Raw genomic sequence first — 17,101 nt, forward strand, 5'->3', positions numbered from 1 at the left:
GCCATGCCGGACACCTCGCTGTCGGCCGCTGAAAATCTGGATTCTGCAGTTGTTCACGCCACCTGCGTTGCGGTCGACGGGCGCGGTATCTTGATCATTGGCGCGTCCGGTTCAGGGAAATCCGCGCTTGGGTTGCAGATGATGGCGGCGGGCGCCGGGTTGGTTGCAGACGACCGCGTCAGTTTACGCATGAAGAGCGGAGCGGTATTAGCGGATGCCGCCCCCAATATTAGCGGCATAATCGAGGCCCGTGGTATCGGCCTTCTGCAAGCTGTTCCGGTCGGGCCTGTCCCACTTCGTTATGTTGTTGATCTAGATGCGCCCGAGCACGCGCGCCTGCCCGAACACGCAACTGTTCTCGCCCTGAGGCAAACTGTTCCCTTGCTACGGGCAGCGGCTGCCCCCAATTTGTCGGCAGCTCTTATGCAGCTTTTGAAAATGGGGCGAGTGGGTCCAGAATGGCCGAACGCATGACACAACAACGGATAGTTCTGGTGACCGGACCTTCTGGTGCGGGGAGATCCACCGCTATTCGGGTGCTCGAAGATCTGGGTTTTGAAGCCATAGACAATTTACCGATGGGCCTATTGCTTCGTTTGCTGGAAGGACCGGCGCGCGAGCGGCCCATGGCTTTGGGGCTGGATGCAAGAAATCGGGATTTCTCGACAATTGGTTTTATCGAACTGGCCGCGAAACTGCGCCGTATGGCTGATGTCGACCTGGCCACCTTGTATCTCGATTGCAGCGATGAGGTCTTGCTGCGTCGGTTCTCTGAAACGCGACGGCGACATCCAGTCGCGGCGAATGCCAGCCCTGAAACCGGGGTGATGCAGGAAAAAGAGTTGCTGGCGCCGATCCGAGAGATTGCTGACACGCTAATTGATACCAGCCCGCTCAACGTGCACCAGCTGCGGCAAGAGGTCGAACGTTGGTTCGCGCCACAGGGAGGCCGACATCTAGCTGTGTCGGTCGAGTCGTTTTCGTATAAACGCGGGTTACCCCGTGGTCTGGACATGGTATTTGATTGCCGTTTCCTCGCTAACCCATACTGGCAGCCAGACCTGCGGGGCGAAGACGGTCGAAACCCGGACGTGGCGCGCTACGTTCAATCAGACGGAAATTATGCGCCGTTTTTTGAACGCGTGGTCGATCTGCTTTTAATCCTGCTTCCGGCCTATCGTGCCGAAGGAAAAGCGCATCTGTCCGTTGCATTCGGGTGTACGGGCGGTCAGCACAGATCGGTCGCCACAGCGGAAGCGGTTGCAAAGGCTCTTGCGGAAGGGGGGCAGCAGGTGGCAATTAGGCATCGCGAAATGGAACGTCGATCGTTGAATGTGAGGCCGGATTGATCGGGATCGTACTCGTAGCACATGGTGGGTTGGCGCAGGAATATCTTGCGGCCATGCAGCATGTCGTTGGAAAGCAACCTGGCCTTGCGGCGATTTCGATCGAAGCGGACCATGACCGCGAGGCCAAACAGGCAGAAATCTGTGCTGCCGCTGACAGCGTTGATGTGGGTGACGGCGTCGTTGTCGTGACAGATCTTTTCGGCGGCAGTCCGTCGAATCTCAGCTTGCGCGCTTGTGCACCTCAAGACCGCCGTATCCTTTACGGTGCAAATCTGCCTATGTTGATCAAACTGGCTAAATCCCGCCACCTGCCTATCGGAGATGCGGTGCGGCAGGCGATGGAAGCTGGGCGCAAATACATCAATGCGCAAAATGTGACCTTTGACCAAGAGCGGACCGACCGAGAATGACCACCCGAAGCTTGAAAATAGTTAATGAAAAGGGCCTGCACGCGCGCGCCTCGGCTAAGTTGGTTGAAGTGGTCGAAGGGTTCGATGCACAGGCCGAAGTGTCAAAAGACGGGCTTTCAGCGTCAGGCGACAGTATTATGGGTCTTTTGATGTTGGCAGCGTCGCGTGGAACGACTATTGACGTCGAGACGTCCGGACCGGATGCTGAGGCGTTGGCTGACGCGTTGGAAACCCTGGTGAACGACAAGTTCGGGGAGGGGTTCTGAGCGCATCAGCCGCGATACCAATAACGGGAAGACCAGGAATTGGCGGAAACTACGCACGAGACCAAGACAGGCCCGGTTGTCGATGGAACCGAGGACCAGGGCGAAATCTACGACCGTAGAACCCTGACCTACGCGAACTCGTTCGATGACGCATGGACCTCGACGGCTATTCGCGCCATCGAATGGTGCACCGGTAAGCTGACCATTTTGCGTATGGTCAACAAGTTTGAGAAGAAGAACGAATACTACCGGGGCCAGCGTTTCTGGGGCGGCGCGCTTGAGGTGATGGGAATCAATCTGACCACACCGCAGGAACAGATTGCCCGTATCCCCAAAACCGGACCTGTGGTCGTTGTGGCAAATCACCCTCACGGTATGGTCGATGGCATGATTCTGGCCGAGCTTATCGGTCAGGTGCGCAACGACTATCGCATTCTGACACGCTCGGTCCTGACTGGCCTGGATGAGGCCGCGACGTCGTTTATGATTCCAGTGCCTTTCCCGCATGACCCGGAAGCGCAGGCCAAAATGCTGGAAATGCGTGGTAAGGCGATGGATCACCTCAAAAACGGAGGCGTAGTGGCTCTGTTCCCGTCAGGTGTCGTTATGTCCTCGGATGATTGGTTTGGCCCTGCGATTGAACGCGAGTGGAACGTTTTCACTGCCAAGATGATCCGGAGATCCGGCGCGCAGGTGGTGCCGATTTTCTTCCCGGGCCGCAACTCTCGTGCCTATCAGATCGCGAACAAACTATCAGCCATTATGCGCCAGGGCCTTTTGCTGCACGAGATCGTCCGGTCTTGCAACAAGCCTCAATCCCCAGTCATTGGTGAACCGATATCGGAAGAAGACATGCAACTTCTGGAACGCGATCCACGCGGTTTCATGGCGTGGCTCCGAAAGCACACGTTGTCCTTGGGCGAGACACGCGGAACCTGATCCGCTTTTTCATCTGGCTAAAAATATCTCGGGGGTGAGCCCGGACAACGTCCGGGCGAGGGGGCTGGCCCCCTTCAACGGGTCGGAACCGGGAATTCACCTCGATAGTCATAAAACCCGCGCTGGGTTTTGCGACCAAGCCACCCTGCCTCAACATATTTCGTAAGCAATGGGCAAGGGCGATACTTGGTGTCCGCCAAACCATCATGCAGCACGTTCATGATGGCCAAACACGTGTCCAGCCCAATAAAGTCGGCCAGTTCCAAGGGCCCCATAGGATGGTTTGCCCCCAGTTTCATCGACTGGTCGATCGACTGCACGTTCCCGACCCCTTCGTACAGCGTGTAAACCGCCTCGTTGATCATTGGCATGAGAATACGGTTCACGATAAAGGCCGGAAAGTCCTCGGCGCTGGCTGCAGTTTTCCCCAGCTTGTCGACGACGGCCTTACACGCGCTGAACGTCTCTTCATCTGTGGCGATGCCGCGAATCAACTCGACCAGTTGCATAACGGGAACCGGGTTCATGAAATGAAAACCCATGAACCTTTCGGGTCGGTCCGTACGGCTGGCCAGACGCGTGATCGATATAGACGACGTATTCGATGTCAGAATCGTATGCGGCAGAAGATGAGGTTGCAGATCCTCAAAAATCGCCTGCTTAATCGCTTCGCGTTCGGTGGCCGCCTCGATCACCAGATCGGTCTTGCCCAGTTGCGGCAATTCCAGCGTGGTTGTGATGCGTTTCAAGGCGTTCTGTACCGCCTCATCCGTTATCTTTCCGCGTGATGCCTGGCGGGTCAAATTGCCTTCAATAATGGCCATCGCAGCGTTTAACGCATCCTGGCTGACATCGTTCAGAACAACATCATAATCCGCCAAGGCCAACACATGGGCGATACCGTTGCCCATCTGACCTGCGCCAATCACTCCGACTGATTTTACATCCATATTCAGGTGCCTCTGTCCCACGGGTTATGGCGACAGTATCGGCAGATGGGGGCGGGCAGCAAGAGGATGAGACCCATCGAATTTGCTTCAAATGCGCACATTAGTAATTTCTCAAGATATGCGGCTGCAAAGTGTCTCCCGGGTGAAAAATGGGTGAGTGTAATGAGCTATTACCAAACAGGCTCGGGGGTTCCCGAGGATGCCGTCTGCCAGTATTCGGGATCGCGGCTTTGGTTTCGTGGTCCCGAGCGATCATTGGATACGCCATACATGGCTTGCATCGGTGGGACAGAGACGTTTGGCCGTTTCGTCGAAACTCCGTTCGCGTCCGTTTTGGAAGACAAGCTTGACAGGCGGTGTTTAAACCTTGGCAGCCTGTTCTGCGGTGTCGATGCGTTGTGTCGCGACTCCGGCCTTCAGTCGTTGATGGACAAGGCCGAACTGTGCGTGTTGCAAGCGCCGGACTTACTTGGACAATCGAATCGCTTCTATCGCGTCCATCCAAGGCGGAACGATCGATTTCTGGCCGCCACGGATGATCTGATCTCGCTATACCCCGATGTCGATTTTGCCGACGTGAATTTCGTGCATCACCTGATGGCGCTGTTGCGCGGCCATCAGGACGCACGTTTCGAAGCCGTCGCGGATGAGCTACGGCGCAATTGGTTAAAGCAGATGCGGGCTCTGCTGGAAAAACAGGACGTGCCAGTGATTCTTCTGTGTTTGCAGGTTGTTGGTCAATCGGATGGCAGAGACTTTGACGATGAAGCAAGCGTGCCATTGTCCCTTGGAATGCTGGATGCGGTTAGACCTTTTTGCGCGGCAATCGTGCGTGAGACCGTCAGCGTTTCGGGGCAATCGGACGAGCTTGAAGACATGCTGTTTGGAACTTTGCAGCAGCCGATGGCTGAGTACATGATTGGGCCCGCTGCGCACAGGACCATAGCCGACGCACTGGCAGGCCCAATTCGGGATCTGCGCTAAGAAAAAGGCCCGCCATTTTGGCGGGCCTGTCAGATTTTTCGTCGAAAAGCCTTGGCTTAAGATCAGCCGAGTTTTTCGGTCAATTCCGGCACGGCTTGGAACAGGTCGGCAACCAAACCGAAGTCAGCGACCTGGAAGATCGGCGCTTCTTCGTCTTTGTTGATCGCAACGATGACCTTTGAGTCCTTCATACCAGCAAGGTGCTGGATCGCGCCCGAGATGCCGACGGCAACATACAGATCAGGGGCAACAACCTTACCGGTCTGACCCACTTGCCAGTCGTTCGGAGCGTAGCCCGAGTCAACGGCGGCGCGCGACGCGCCAACGGCGGCGCCCAGCTTGTCTGCCAGAGTTTCGATAAGTTTGAAATCCTCTTCCGAGCCAACACCGCGGCCGCCCGAAACAACAACGCCAGCCGAGGTCAGCTCGGGGCGGTCGCTTTCGGCAACCTTGTCTTCAACCCAGGACGACAGACCGGGGTTGTCGCCGACCGAGATAGTCTCGATCGCAGCCGAACCGCCTTCGCCTGCAGCATCAAAGGACGCGGTACGGAAGGTGACGACTTTCTTGGCGTCGTTCGATTTCACGGTCTGGATCGCGTTGCCTGCGTAAATCGGGCGCTCGAAGGTCGAACCGTCAATCACGCCGGATGCATCCGAGATCACCATCGCGTCCAGCAGGGCTGCGACGCGGGGCATCACATTCTTGGCGTCGGTGGTGGCCGGTGCGACGATGTGCTCATAGCCATCGGCCAGGCCCACAATCAGGGCTGCGGTCGATTCCGCCAGGCGGTGACCCAGCGATGCGTCTTCGGCAACCAGAACCTTGGAGACACCGTCGATCTTTGCGGCAGCCTCACCAGCAGCAGCGGCAGAACCACCTGCGGCCAGAACGGTCACGTCACCCAGCGCCTTCGCGGCGTTGACGGCTTTGGCGGTGGCGTCCAGCGCCAGTTCACCATTGTTGACTTCGGCGAGAAGAAGAACAGCCATTACACAGCCCCCGCTTCTTTGAGTTTCGCAACCAACTCGTCAACCGAGCCCACGACGATACCAGCGGCACGTGCCGGCGGCTCTTCGGTTTTGACGATTTCCAGACGAGGAGTGACGTCGACGCCGTAATCGGCAGCAGTTTTCTCGTCCAGCGGCTTTTTCTTCGCCTTCATGATGTTGGGCAGCGACGCATAGCGCGGCTCGTTCAGGCGCAGGTCAACGGTCACGATGGTCGGCATCTTGACGCTGATGGTCTGCAGACCGCCGTCAACCTCGCGGGTGATCTTGGCGCTGTCGCCGTCGATGTCCACCTCAGAGGCGAAGGTGCCTTGGCTCCAGCCCAGCAGGGCCGACAGCATCTGACCGGTGGCGTTCATGTCGTTGTCGATCGACTGCTTGCCTGCCAGAACCAGACCGGGCTGCTCTTCCTCGACCACTTTGGCCAAAATCTTGGCAACGGCCAGAGGCTCGATATCGGTGTGCACGTCATCAGCTGCAACAACCAGAATTGCGCGGTCGGCGCCCATGGCCAACGCGGTCCGCAGGGTTTCCTGCGACTGCTTTACGCCGATCGACACGGCGACGACTTCGTCAGCCTTGCCTGCTTCTTTCAGGCGGATCGCCTCTTCGACGGCGATTTCGTCGAACGGGTTCATCGACATTTTGACATTGGCGAGATCAACACCGCTGCCATCCGCTTTGACGCGAACTTTCACGTTATAGTCAATCACGCGTTTGACAGGCACGAGTACCTTCATTTTGCGCTTGCTCCTCACAAATAACGGTAAGCCGCGACGCGACTCCACCAATGCTCTCGGACGTCTGAATAACGTCTCAAGCCACACGACAACAGGGCAAAATCGTCATCTCGTGGGCTTGGGACGTCGCGTTTCATATTTTTTGACGCTACGGCGCGCTCAAGCTAACGCTTCAGCGGTTCGCGCCCGGAACCCACAGCACATCCGCCGAGCCGTTTTCGTTCGCGCAGCGAGCGGCCACGAAAAACCAGTCGCTTAGGCGATTGAGGTATTTTACCGCCACCTCGTTGACAGGTTCCATATTGGTCAGCTCAACCGCCAGACGCTCGGCCCTGCGCGAGACGGTGCGGCACACATGTAGATGGGCCGCCAGGCGTGACCCACCGGGCAGGATGAAGCTGCGCAGCGGCGCCAGCGCTTCGTTCATGGCGTCGATCTCAGCCTCAAGCCTGTCGATCTGAGAGGGTACGATGCGCAGCGGCGTGTATTCAGCCTCGGCATCCTTATCCATGTCGGGGCGGCAGAAATCAGCACCCAGATCGAACAGGTCATTCTGGATGCGCGACAGTGCGGCTTCGACCTCACCATCAGCTTCGGTTCGGGCGACACCGACGAATGAATTCAGCTCATCCACCGTGCCATAGGCAGCAACTCGCCCCGAATACTTGGCAACGCGTTCCCCATTGCCCAAGGCTGTTTTGCCGTCATCGCCGGTGCGCGTGTAGATTTTGTTGAGTACAACCATTTACTGACCTCCCTGTCCGCGAAGCCAGACGTAGAGCACGATCAGCACCACGGCAATGAATTGAAACAGGATGCGCAGCTGCATCATCTTGTTGCTTTTCAGCGCGGCACTTTTCCCTGCCTTGCCGAAGTTTGAAATGCCGATCACCAGCACGACGACCACGGCCGCCATCGCCAGCAACAATACGACCATCAATAGGTCCATGGGTACACCGTCCGCGTTTTTTGCATTGGTTTACCATCTAGACCCATGGCGGAGAAAAGCGAACGGGTAATTTCGCCTCAGACGTCCGAGAGGATACGGTCAATCGCACGTGTCGGCAGAATGCGGCGCAGGTAGCCTGCGATGTAAGTCGGGGTCGTGACATAGTAGCGGGGGCGCGGTCGTTTTGCCTCGACCGCATGGGCCAGCTTGTCGGTCACGGCGGATGCAGGCAGTTCGAACCGATCCGTGCCTGAGGATTCGTATAGTCTTTTCAACAGTGACGCCTGATACCGCTCGCGCAGGGCTGAGTTCTGCCAGTCGATGAAACGTTCAAAGAAAGGGATCGAGTTCTCGCGGATTTTCGAGGTGATCGGGCCGGGTTCGATCAGGCTGACCTTGATGTCGGTATCCGCCAGTTCCAACCGCAATGTGTCGGTCAGGCCCTCGATCGCATATTTTGTGGCCACATAAGCTCCGCGCCATGGAAAGGCGACCAGTCCCAGAACCGAGGAGTTCTGCACGATTCGCCCATGGCCTTGCGCTCGCATCACCGGGATTACCTGACGGGTCAGTTCGTGCCAGCCAAAGAAATTAGCCTCGAAGATCGCGCGCAACCCGTCGGTGGGCAGATCTTCGACTGCGCCGGGTAGACCGTGTGCGCCATTATTGAACAGCGCATCCAACGTGCCTCCGGTGGCCTCAAGCACTTCGGCCAGACCAGCGGCGATGCTGTCGGTATCGGTATAGTCGATGCGGGGGCTTTCAAAGCCCTGCGCGCGTAGCCTGTCACAGTCCCGCTGCTGTCGGCACGATGCAAAGACGCGCCAACCGCGAGCGCGCATGCCATGCGCTGCGTCCAGCCCGATTCCAGACGAACAGCCGGTTATTAGAATCGATTTCTGCATAGTGTCCCCGATACCAAGCCTTACCCCTAGCTAGGGCGTGATACCGGGCGGGACAATCGTTGCAGTGCGTCAGTTTACGGGTTTTTCGACCAGAGATGCCGATATCCATCCGACCTGTTGCTGCGGCAACACGCGCAGGCGAAGCCAACCTGTGCCCGAGTCGCTAAGGATTTCGACTTTCTGGCCAATGCCGACCTTTGCGATAATTGGATAGATCGTGCCGGGACCGTCGCGGAGATTGACCCGTGTTCCAGAAATCTCGCGAATGTCCTTCTCGGGCTCAGTGGGAGCGACTGGTTCCGCGATCTGTTGCGGCGCTTGCGGTTCGATCTGCTGCAGGCCGCTCACTCCATCTTCAAGCGATGCGAGCGTAAAATTGGAAGTTTGATCATCAAAAACCGATATTTCCCTAAGCGCTTCAACGCTTGCGGTTTCAGTCACAAATTCAACAACGGCCGGTTGAGGCTCGATCGGTTTGGCCCGGACGGCCGGGGTGCGGCTGGCGACATTGGTCACAAGATTTTGGGCAGGCGCGGGTGCGATCTGCACTGGCTTGGATTGGGTGGCGACACGCACAGGCTGTTCGGCACGCAGGCCGCGCGGTTCAAAGTCTGGCCCACCGCTCATGACGTAAAAACACCAGCCAAGTGCAGCGAAACTAACAACGATAAGGCGCGTCATGGCGCTTCCCCCGGGTAATCGTAAAAGATGAAATAGGCAGCAGTCTAATGACCGAGAGCTTACCATATCTGAGGTCTCGAGTCGAAAGATCGGGGGAAATCCGTCGGTTGCCTCCCCCTGTTGCAAAAAGCGCCACTTGTCCCCAGCAAAATGCGTACCGGTTGCTTTACCGCGGCGCGCTTGCGTCGTATCACATCATATATGAACGACACGATCGACGACCCCAACATGGAGGCCCCCGAAGGTGGGGGCGAGGTAGCCGAACCACTGCGCCGCGCGATTGGCGAACGCTATCTGACCTATGCTTTGTCCACCATCATGCACCGGGCTTTGCCCGATGCGCGCGATGGTCTGAAGCCGGTTCACCGGCGAATCCTCTATGCCATGCGCGAGCTGCGACTCAGCGCGACGGGGGGATTCCGTAAGTCCGCCAAGATTTCGGGCGACGTGATGGGTAACTATCACCCCCACGGTGATGCCGCGATCTACGACGCGATGGCGCGTCTGGCGCAGGACTTCAACGTGCGCTACCCGCTGGTCGACGGGCAGGGGAATTTCGGCAATATCGACGGCGATAACCCGGCGGCCTCGCGATACACTGAGGCGCGGATGACCATCGTGGCCGAAGCGCTGCTGGAAGGTCTGAACGAGGACGCCGTCGATTTCCGCGACAACTATGACGGGACGCTGACTGAACCGGTCGTGTTGCCCGCACAGTTCCCGAACCTTTTGGCTAATGGCGCCAGCGGGATCGCTGTCGGCATGGCGACGAATATCCCGCCGCATAATATCTCGGAGCTTTGTGACGCCTGTCTGCATCTGATCAAGACGCCGGACGCGCGGGATGACACGCTGCTGAACTATGTCCCCGGCCCGGACTTTCCGACTGGTGGCGTGATTGTCGAGCCGCCCGAGAATATCGCGCAGGCTTATCGCACCGGGCGTGGATCGTTCCGCCTGCGCTGTAAGTATGAGGTCGAGGATCTGGGGCGTGGCCAGTGGCAGATCGTCGTCACCGAGATCCCGTATCAGGTTCAGAAATCCAAGCTGATCGAAAAGATCGCGGAACTGATCCAGACCAAGAAAATCCCGATACTCGGCGACGTCCGCGACGAATCCGCCGATGATATCCGCCTGATCCTTGAGCCACGGTCCAAGAACGTGGACCCCGAAGTGCTGATGGGGATGCTCTATCGCAACTCGGACCTTGAAGTGCGGTTCAGCCTGAACATGAACGTGCTGATCGACGGGGTGACGCCCAAGGTCTGCTCGATGAAGGAAGTGCTGCGCGCCTTCCTGGATCACCGGCAAGAGGTGTTGTTGCGCCGTTCGCGCCACCGCATGGCAAAGATCGACCACCGGTTGGAAGTGTTGGAGGGCTTTATCGTCGCCTTCCTCAACCTCGACCGTGTGATCGACATCATCCGCTATGATGACGACCCCAAAGCCGCGCTGATGCGCGAGGATTGGGGCATTGATCACGTTCGTGCGACGGACGAATCCGACTATGTCTCGCCCAAACCGGGCGAGGGCGAGTTGTCCGAGGTTCAGGTCGACGCCATCCTCAACATGCGCCTGCGCTCTTTGCGCCGTCTGGAAGAGATGGAGCTGGTCCGTGAACGCGATGCGCTTATGGAAGAACGCGCCAATCTCGAAGACCTGCTGGCTGATCCCGCCCTGCAATGGGCCAAGATCGCTGAGCAGTTGAAAGAGACCAAAAAGACCTTTGGTAAAGACTACGAAGGCGGCGCACGCCGTACCCAGTTCGCTGAGGCTGGTCAGGTCGAGGAAGTGCCTCTTGAGGCGATGATCGACAAGGAACCGATAACGGTCGTTTGTTCGCAGATGGGCTGGATTCGCGCCATGACCGGCCATATCGACCTCAAGCGCGAGCTGAAGTTCAAGGATGGCGACGGCCCGCGTTTCATCTTCCACGCGGAGACCACGGACCGCCTGTTGGTCTTTGCCTCAAATGGCCGGTTCTACACGGTCAGCGCGGCCAATCTGCCCGGCGGGCGGGGCATGGGCGAGCCGCTACGTCTGATGGTCGACCTGCCGAACGAGGCGCAGATCATCGACATCCTGATCCACAAGCCGGGGCGCAAGCTGCTGGTGGCCTCGGATGCGGGCAACGGGTTTATGGTGCCCGAGGATGACGTGCTAGCGCAGACCCGCAACGGCAAGCAGGTGCTGAACGTCAAAGGTGATGAAACGGCGGTGATCTGTAAACCGATCGCGGGCGACCACGTAGCGGTGGTGTCTCAGAACGGCAAGTTCCTGGTCTTCCCAACCGAAGAATTACCCGAGATGACCCGCGGCAAGGGTGTACGTTTGCAGAAATACAACATGGCGCGCGGGCGTCAGGGCACGCTGGAACTGGATGGCGGTCTGTCCGACATAACCACCTTCAATTGGGAGGAGGGCCTGAAATGGTCCATGGGTGGCGACAAGACCCGGCACGAGGCGGATATGTCTCAATGGCTGGCCAAACGCGCCAGCGTCGGGAAAAAGCCGCCTTACGGCTTCCCAAGGGACTATAAATTCTCGTGATTTTGCGACCGCTTGCGGGGAATTCCGCCGATACGGCTTGGCACAGTCCGTATCGGTGCGCTAAATCAAAGAAAACAGGCCTATCGAGACGAGAGACATGTTGCGCATTTTGACCTTGATCACCGGACTGGCCCTATTGGGTGCGTGTACGCAGACGCAAGTGTACGAAGAGCCTGAGTCGCTCGGTGAATTCAAACTGCGCGTCAACTATGCCTTTGCCGAAAAGGCGGTGCAGGGACCGGTCTCACGCGACGCTACGCCGGACGAGTGGACGGCCGCGATTCAGAATGCGGTGGATATCCGCCTTGGCCGATACGAAGGCGCGCAGGATTATGATATCGGCATCAGCCTGGAGGGATATATGCTGGCGCCTCCGGGCATTCCGGTGATCTACAACCCACGCAGCACCGCGATTGTGCTGGTGAATGTCTATGACGTGAACAAGAAAGAATTTCTGGCCAAGGGCAAACAATTTCAGGTTCTGGAAGACACCACTGGCGGCAGCGCGTTCAAGGGCTCGGGCCATGAGCGTACCAAAGAAGAGCAGATGAGCGGTCTGGCCTTGAAGGTTGCGGACCGAGTCGAGGAATGGCTGGCCGAAGAACATCAGCAGAACGGTTGGTTCAAAAGCCGCCCCGATCTGATCCAGCCGCTGGATTCCGGCGAGCTCACGCAAAATCCAGCGTCGTAAACGGCTTTTCCCGCAGGATGTGCTTGATTTTCCCCTGCGAACCAAATATCTCGCGCGCGCAGATGTAACCACGGGACCAAGGGTCCCCCAAATCGCAAAAGGGCGCCTGAGGAATGGCAAAGGAAAAGTTTGAGCGTACAAAACCGCACGTCAACATCGGCACGATTGGCCACGTTGACCATGGTAAAACCACGCTGACCGCAGCGATCACCAAGTATTTCGGTGACTTCAAAGCGTATGACCAGATTGACGGTGCGCCGGAAGAGAAAGCGCGCGGCATCACCATCTCGACCGCCCACGTGGAATACGAGACCGAGAACCGCCACTACGCGCACGTTGACTGCCCCGGCCACGCCGACTACGTCAAGAACATGATCACCGGTGCTGCCCAGATGGACGGCGCGATCCTGGTTGTGAACGCCGCTGACGGCCCGATGCCGCAAACGCGCGAGCACATCCTGCTGGGCCGCCAGGTTGGCATCCCGAAGATGGTCGTGTTCATGAACAAAGTTGACCAGGTTGACGACGAAGAGCTGCTGGAACTGGTTGAGATGGAAGTTCGCGAACTGCTGTCCAGCTACGACTACCCGGGCGACGATATCCCGATCATCGCAGGTTCGGCTCTGGCGGCGATGGAAGGCAACAAGCCTGAGATCGGCGAAGAGAAGATCAAGGAACTGATGGCGGCTGTTGATGAGTACATCGACACCCCTGAGCGCGCTGTTGATCAGCCGTTCCTGATGCCGATCGAAGACGTGTTCTCGATCTCGGGCCGTGGTACCGTTGTGACTGGCCGTGTTGAGCGTGGCGTGATCAACGTTGGCGACGAGATCGAAATCGTCGGCATCCGCGACACTTCGAAAACCACCTGCACCGGCGTTGAAATGTTCCGCAAGCTGCTGGACCGCGGTGAAGCGGGCGACAACATCGGCGCGCTGCTGCGTGGTGTTGACCGTGAAGGCGTTGAGCGTGGTCAGGTTCTGTGTAAGCCGGGTTCGGTTACACCGCACACCAAGTTCGAAGCCGAAGCCTACATCCTGACCAAGGAAGAAGGCGGTCGTCACACTCCGTTCTTCGCGAACTACCGTCCGCAGTTCTACTTCCGGACCACTGACGTGACCGGCACCGTGACCCTGGCGGAAGGCACCGAGATGGTCATGCCCGGCGACAACGTGTCGTTCGGCGTTGAGCTGATCGCACCGATCGCGATGGAGCAGGGCCTGCGCTTCGCGATCCGCGAAGGCGGCCGCACCGTCGGCGCCGGCGTTGTGTCGAAAATCACTGAGTAATCACGGTAGGCCGGGCTTCAGCCCGGTACATCGTTGAACGAATGAAGGCCGTCCCAAAAGGGGTGGCCTTTTTCGTTTTTGGCGAGGCTCAAATTGATGCTAAAACATATCACATTGAAATGTTTGGATTGAAAAGGAACCTCAGGATGCCGTTATCAATACGTTCGCTTTGTTTTGCCGCAGCAATTTCTTTTTCAGCCACTTGTGCGTTCACACAACAAATTGCCGATCGTATTTATTCAGGCGGCCCCATTGTAACGATGAATGGCGCACTCCCTTCCGTCCAAGCGGTCGCGGTCAAGAACGGTCGTATTCTGGCGGTTGGATCTCTGTCTGATCTCTCTGTGCATGAAGGTGCGGGCACACAAACTTTCGATCTGAATGGGCGCGCACTTCTTCCGGGCTTTGTTGACAGTCATGGACATGTTGTGATGGGCGGGCTGCAGGCATTGTCGGCCAACTTGCTTTCGCCGCCTGACGGAGAAGTCACGGATATCGCCAGCCTGCAAGCCACACTGTCGAATTGGGCAGAAGAAAATTCAGAGGCCGTCGAACAGGTGAAAATGATCGTTGGTTTTGGATACGACAACGCTCAACTGCAAGAGCTGCGTCATCCCACGCGAGAAGACCTTGATGTAGTTTCCAGGGACTTGCCCGTCATAATTATCCATCAGTCCGGGCATCTGGGAGTCGCGAACACAAGGGCTTTGGAATTGGCTGGCATTACAGCCGCTTCAGAAGCTCCTCCGGGTGGCGTGATTCAGCGCGATGAAGAAGGCGAACCCAACGGTGTTCTGGAGGAGTATGCCTTTTTCTCGGTTCTTGTGCCGATGCTGGGAAATCTGGGTGAGGAAGGTCTAGTGGCCTTCGCCCGCGCCGGAGCCGACCTTTGGGCCAAGTATGGATATACGACCGGACAAGAGGGGCGATCTTCTGGCGAGATCGTAGAGGTACTAAGAAAGGTCGGTGCCACGGAAGGACTTCCCATCGACGTTGTCGCGTTTCCTGACGTATTGGAGGCCCGGGATTATATTCGCGATAACACCTCTGCGGACTACGTCGACCGGGTTCGGGTCGGCGGCTGCAAACTTACAATCGACGGGTCACCGCAGGGTTTTACTGCTTTGCGGGATCGTCCCTACTATGATCCAGTCGGCACCTATGATGCCGGCTACGCAGGATATGCTGCAATAACAATGGATCAACTGCAGGACGCTGTGAACTGGTGTTATGAGAATGGGTTCCAGATCCTCGTGCATTCAAACGGAGAAGGCGCGTCGGACATGCTGATTGCCGCGCTGGAAGAGGCGCAAATCAAATATGGCGATCCGGGCAACCGCCCGGTTCTGGTGCACGGGCAGTTTCTGCGGGAAGATCAAGTGGCCAGCTTCAAGCGCCTCGGGGTCTTTCCATCACTTTTCCCGATGCACACCTTCTATTGGGGCGACTGGCACCGTGATCATACTGTTGGACCAGTGAACGCCGACAATATCTCGCCCACTGGATGGCTCCGCGAACGGGATATGATTTTCGGCACGCATCACGACGCGCCTGTCGCCTTTCCAGACAGTATGCGTGTTCTTGCGGCAACGGTGACCCGCCGCACCAGATCGGGTGATATTCTTGGGCCGCATCAGCGGGTTGATGTCATGACCGCCTTGAAGGCGATGACGATCTGGCCCGCGTGGCAGCACTTTGAAGAGGACAGCAAGGGCTCAATTGAGGTCGGAAAAGTTGCGGATTTTGTGATCTTGTCCGACGATCCCACGTCTGTAAATCCAGAGACTTTGGCGGACCTCAAGGTGCTTGTGACGGTCAAGGGGGACGAGATTGTCTACGAGGCTGAGGAAGGCGTCGAAGAGGGCAAGCTGCAGTTTTTCCCGTTTTCAACAGACCCTGTCATTGCCCACATTTTCATGCACGCAGTCTATCAAGGTCTGAAGGTCGAAGAGCCTTGGCTTGTAAAGAACTAAGGTATGGTTGATCGTTTTAATTGCAGAGGCGTCAACTCGAATCTGGTCGCAGGGTAAGACTTGATGGTGCTCTCATTGCGATGACGGGCGAAGGAAGTCATTTCGACAGCGCCCGTATTGATTGTAGTGGTCTTGAGTATGCGGCGGCGCGGATGGGATTAATCGCCGGATAATCTCAGGCCCTGATGCTGATTCAACCGCTTATAATGCTGCGTTTTGCAAATAAGTTATTTGGGAACGCATATTCCATTCCACCAACGAGATTCCCGATTGTGCTTTGTCAATCATGGTGTTTCTTTAGCCGTGCTGTCGCATGGGATGCCTTCCCCGCGCATAGGAGAGCTTAAGAATGGACGACACCGAAACACGCTTGACCCGACGTCTGAAACGTCGAGGGTACCAAGTTTCCCCTGACAAAGAGACAGGCAGTTACATCGCAGGTCTGGGGTTCGATGTTGCGACAGTTTTCGATGTCGGTGTCGCCGGTGGCACCGCGCACCTGTACGAGGCTTTTCCGACGACAAAATTCGTGTTGATTGAGCCAATCTCTGAGTATGAGGACAAGCTGAGACGAAATTGGAGCGACAAGATCGACTTTGACTTTCATGCCTGCGGAGTCGGCTCCCAGGCCGGGCAAACGACGCTGCGTATTCCAACAGTCGGCCATCGTTCCATGGGCACGAGAGCTACCATGATGACGTTTGACGAGGCTGCGCGTGCCCATACTAAGGCCATCGAAGAACGTCAGGTCCCGGTTCGGACGTTGGACGACATCGCCGTGGACTATCAGGGGCCCTACGGGTTGAAGATTGATACCGAGGGTTTCGAAGTCGAGGTGATCAAGGGCGCTTCAGAAATGCTGAAAAGCTGCGCCTTTGTCTTGGCCGAGGTCTCGGTCCGGCGCCGATATGAAGGTGGCTATAAGTTCAGTGATTTTGTAGCCGTTATGGCTGCGCATGGATTTGAACTACACGATTTTATTCGGCCACCTTCGCCCGAGGCGACCGACTGCGATGCAATCTTCGCACCGTTTGAAGGCCCGAGATTTGATTATCGAGACGCCAAGCTGTCGCGCATCGTTCAGAAAAGCAAGTAAACCGAGAACACTCGACCGGGCAGGGTGTGGATATACTGCCTGGCTATCAAAATCCGGTCTGCCCCGGCCAAGGACTGGTGCTGTGCTAGACGACGTCAGCCAGCACCAGACGAATGACGTCTTCGCGTTTCAGGCCGCGTGCGCGCAGCTCGTCGTCGTTCATCAACCAATATGCGCGAATTCGGCGCACTGAAGACCGGGCCGCGGCGACCCGGTTCTGTAACATGCGCAGTTTTTGGGGCAGGATGCCGACAAACCCGACCGGGTAGGCGGTATACGGGCGGGGTGTGGTTGTTTTAGCCATGGATGTGTATCGCAG

Annotated in this window: 19 protein-coding genes; 11 read left to right on the forward strand and 8 right to left on the reverse strand. The window is 57.3% G+C overall.

What is annotated here, in order from left to right:
* Positions 1 to 3 precede the first annotated feature (3 nt).
* From ACR3EG_RS05670 to ACR3EG_RS05690, 5 genes are read left to right on the forward strand one after another with little or no spacing between them, the layout of a single operon-like run.
* Positions 4 to 474: an HPr kinase/phosphorylase gene (locus ACR3EG_RS05670; RefSeq protein WP_480498579.1), complete on the forward strand. Its 471-nt coding sequence runs from the start codon at positions 4 to 6 to the stop codon at positions 472 to 474.
* Positions 471 to 1,349 carry an RNase adapter RapZ gene (rapZ, locus tag ACR3EG_RS05675; protein ID WP_234899570.1) on the forward strand — a complete coding sequence of 293 codons (879 nt, stop codon included), beginning with the start codon at positions 471 to 473 and terminating at the stop codon, positions 1,347 to 1,349. Before ACR3EG_RS05670 ends, rapZ begins: the two co-directional genes overlap by 4 nt.
* Complete coding sequence (locus ACR3EG_RS05680; protein WP_480498577.1) at positions 1,346 to 1,759, forward strand: PTS sugar transporter subunit IIA; 414 nt, start codon at positions 1,346 to 1,348, stop codon at positions 1,757 to 1,759. Before rapZ ends, ACR3EG_RS05680 begins: the two co-directional genes overlap by 4 nt.
* Positions 1,756 to 2,025 (forward strand): HPr family phosphocarrier protein, encoded by a 270-nt coding sequence (locus ACR3EG_RS05685; protein WP_170356715.1) that lies wholly within the window; start codon positions 1,756 to 1,758, stop codon positions 2,023 to 2,025. The genes ACR3EG_RS05680 and ACR3EG_RS05685 overlap by 4 nt, the downstream gene beginning before the upstream one ends.
* A 39-nt stretch (positions 2,026 to 2,064) precedes the next feature.
* The gene (locus tag ACR3EG_RS05690) at positions 2,065 to 2,964 is read left to right on the forward strand and encodes a lysophospholipid acyltransferase family protein (protein ID WP_480498575.1); all 900 of its coding nucleotides are present in this window, start codon (positions 2,065 to 2,067) and stop codon (positions 2,962 to 2,964) included.
* A 74-nt stretch (positions 2,965 to 3,038) separates the two neighbouring features.
* On the opposite strand, the gene ACR3EG_RS05695 is transcribed toward ACR3EG_RS05690, so the two are convergent.
* A complete protein-coding gene (locus ACR3EG_RS05695; protein WP_480498573.1) occupies positions 3,039 to 3,914 on the reverse strand; it encodes a 3-hydroxybutyryl-CoA dehydrogenase in 876 nt (291 codons plus the stop codon).
* Between the two features lie 162 nt (positions 3,915 to 4,076).
* On the opposite strand from ACR3EG_RS05695, the gene ACR3EG_RS05700 reads away from it, so the two are divergent.
* Positions 4,077 to 4,898, forward strand: a complete 822-nt coding sequence (locus ACR3EG_RS05700; RefSeq protein WP_480498571.1) for a DUF6473 family protein — start codon at positions 4,077 to 4,079, stop codon at positions 4,896 to 4,898.
* Between the two features lie 62 nt (positions 4,899 to 4,960).
* Here ACR3EG_RS05700 and ACR3EG_RS05705 read toward each other — a convergent pair whose 3' ends face one another.
* The 6 genes from ACR3EG_RS05705 to ACR3EG_RS05730 form a co-directional block, all read right to left on the reverse strand.
* Positions 4,961 to 5,890, reverse strand: coding sequence for an electron transfer flavoprotein subunit alpha/FixB family protein (locus ACR3EG_RS05705; protein ID WP_480498569.1), 930 nt, complete (start codon positions 5,888 to 5,890; stop codon positions 4,961 to 4,963).
* Positions 5,890 to 6,648 carry an electron transfer flavoprotein subunit beta/FixA family protein gene (locus ACR3EG_RS05710; protein WP_480498567.1) on the reverse strand — a complete coding sequence of 253 codons (759 nt, stop codon included), beginning with the start codon at positions 6,646 to 6,648 and terminating at the stop codon, positions 5,890 to 5,892. The genes ACR3EG_RS05705 and ACR3EG_RS05710 overlap by 1 nt, the downstream gene beginning before the upstream one ends.
* 172 nt (positions 6,649 to 6,820) lie before the next feature.
* Positions 6,821 to 7,393, reverse strand: coding sequence for a cob(I)yrinic acid a,c-diamide adenosyltransferase (locus ACR3EG_RS05715; RefSeq protein ID WP_170356710.1), 573 nt, complete (start codon positions 7,391 to 7,393; stop codon positions 6,821 to 6,823).
* The gene (locus ACR3EG_RS05720) at positions 7,394 to 7,597 is read right to left on the reverse strand and encodes a twin transmembrane helix small protein (RefSeq protein WP_170356709.1); all 204 of its coding nucleotides are present in this window, start codon (positions 7,595 to 7,597) and stop codon (positions 7,394 to 7,396) included.
* Between the two features lie 77 nt (positions 7,598 to 7,674).
* Positions 7,675 to 8,502 (reverse strand): SDR family oxidoreductase, encoded by an 828-nt coding sequence (locus ACR3EG_RS05725; RefSeq protein ID WP_480498564.1) that lies wholly within the window; start codon positions 8,500 to 8,502, stop codon positions 7,675 to 7,677.
* Positions 8,503 to 8,571: 69 nt separating this feature from the next.
* A complete protein-coding gene (locus ACR3EG_RS05730; protein WP_480498562.1) occupies positions 8,572 to 9,183 on the reverse strand; it encodes an SH3 domain-containing protein in 612 nt (203 codons plus the stop codon).
* A gap of 201 nt (positions 9,184 to 9,384) precedes the next feature.
* On the opposite strand from ACR3EG_RS05730, the gene parC reads away from it, so the two are divergent.
* The 5 genes from parC to ACR3EG_RS05755 all read left to right on the forward strand — a co-directional run bounded on the left by parC (position 9,385) and on the right by ACR3EG_RS05755 (position 16,782).
* Positions 9,385 to 11,733: a DNA topoisomerase IV subunit A gene (gene parC, locus ACR3EG_RS05735; RefSeq protein ID WP_480498560.1), complete on the forward strand. Its 2,349-nt coding sequence runs from the start codon at positions 9,385 to 9,387 to the stop codon at positions 11,731 to 11,733.
* 97 nt (positions 11,734 to 11,830) lie between these two features.
* Positions 11,831 to 12,424, forward strand: coding sequence for a hypothetical protein (locus ACR3EG_RS05740; protein WP_209198275.1), 594 nt, complete (start codon positions 11,831 to 11,833; stop codon positions 12,422 to 12,424).
* Between the two features lie 113 nt (positions 12,425 to 12,537).
* A complete protein-coding gene (gene tuf / locus ACR3EG_RS05745) occupies positions 12,538 to 13,713 on the forward strand; it encodes an elongation factor Tu (protein ID WP_480498671.1) in 1,176 nt (391 codons plus the stop codon).
* Between the two features lie 260 nt (positions 13,714 to 13,973).
* Entirely contained in the window at positions 13,974 to 15,686 is a 1,713-nt protein-coding gene (locus ACR3EG_RS05750) for an amidohydrolase (RefSeq protein ID WP_480494064.1), read from the forward strand.
* 349 nt (positions 15,687 to 16,035) lie between these two features.
* Complete coding sequence (locus tag ACR3EG_RS05755; RefSeq protein WP_480494066.1) at positions 16,036 to 16,782, forward strand: FkbM family methyltransferase; 747 nt, start codon at positions 16,036 to 16,038, stop codon at positions 16,780 to 16,782.
* Positions 16,783 to 16,867: 85 nt separating this feature from the next.
* Here ACR3EG_RS05755 and ACR3EG_RS05760 read toward each other — a convergent pair whose 3' ends face one another.
* Entirely contained in the window at positions 16,868 to 17,086 is a 219-nt protein-coding gene (locus ACR3EG_RS05760; protein ID WP_480494068.1) for a hypothetical protein, read from the reverse strand.
* Positions 17,087 to 17,101 lie beyond the last annotated feature (15 nt).

This window comes from Ruegeria sp. AM7, from assembly GCF_056535965.1.

Excerpts from the sequence above, each read along its gene's own strand:
- ACR3EG_RS05670 (WP_480498579.1), top strand. The coding sequence starts at position 4 with ATGCCGGACACCTCGCTGTCGGCCGCTGAAAATCTGGATTCTGCAGTT.
- rapZ (WP_234899570.1), top strand. The coding sequence starts at position 471 with ATGACACAACAACGGATAGTTCTGGTGACCGGACCTTCTGGTGCGGGG.
- ACR3EG_RS05685 (WP_170356715.1), top strand. The coding sequence starts at position 1,756 with ATGACCACCCGAAGCTTGAAAATAGTTAATGAAAAGGGCCTGCACGCG.
- ACR3EG_RS05695 (WP_480498573.1), bottom strand. The coding sequence starts at position 3,914 with ATGGATGTAAAATCAGTCGGAGTGATTGGCGCAGGTCAGATGGGCAAC.
- ACR3EG_RS05700 (WP_480498571.1), top strand. The coding sequence starts at position 4,077 with ATGAGCTATTACCAAACAGGCTCGGGGGTTCCCGAGGATGCCGTCTGC.
- ACR3EG_RS05705 (WP_480498569.1), bottom strand. The coding sequence starts at position 5,890 with ATGGCTGTTCTTCTTCTCGCCGAAGTCAACAATGGTGAACTGGCGCTG.
- ACR3EG_RS05710 (WP_480498567.1), bottom strand. The coding sequence starts at position 6,648 with ATGAAGGTACTCGTGCCTGTCAAACGCGTGATTGACTATAACGTGAAA.
- ACR3EG_RS05715 (WP_170356710.1), bottom strand. The coding sequence starts at position 7,393 with ATGGTTGTACTCAACAAAATCTACACGCGCACCGGCGATGACGGCAAA.
- ACR3EG_RS05720 (WP_170356709.1), bottom strand. The coding sequence starts at position 7,597 with ATGGACCTATTGATGGTCGTATTGTTGCTGGCGATGGCGGCCGTGGTC.
- ACR3EG_RS05725 (WP_480498564.1), bottom strand. The coding sequence starts at position 8,502 with ATGCAGAAATCGATTCTAATAACCGGCTGTTCGTCTGGAATCGGGCTG.
- ACR3EG_RS05730 (WP_480498562.1), bottom strand. The coding sequence starts at position 9,183 with ATGACGCGCCTTATCGTTGTTAGTTTCGCTGCACTTGGCTGGTGTTTT.
- parC (WP_480498560.1), top strand. The coding sequence starts at position 9,385 with ATGAACGACACGATCGACGACCCCAACATGGAGGCCCCCGAAGGTGGG.
- ACR3EG_RS05740 (WP_209198275.1), top strand. The coding sequence starts at position 11,831 with ATGTTGCGCATTTTGACCTTGATCACCGGACTGGCCCTATTGGGTGCG.
- tuf (WP_480498671.1), top strand. The coding sequence starts at position 12,538 with ATGGCAAAGGAAAAGTTTGAGCGTACAAAACCGCACGTCAACATCGGC.
- ACR3EG_RS05750 (WP_480494064.1), top strand. The coding sequence starts at position 13,974 with ATGAATGGCGCACTCCCTTCCGTCCAAGCGGTCGCGGTCAAGAACGGT.
- ACR3EG_RS05755 (WP_480494066.1), top strand. The coding sequence starts at position 16,036 with ATGGACGACACCGAAACACGCTTGACCCGACGTCTGAAACGTCGAGGG.
- ACR3EG_RS05760 (WP_480494068.1), bottom strand. The coding sequence starts at position 17,086 with ATGGCTAAAACAACCACACCCCGCCCGTATACCGCCTACCCGGTCGGG.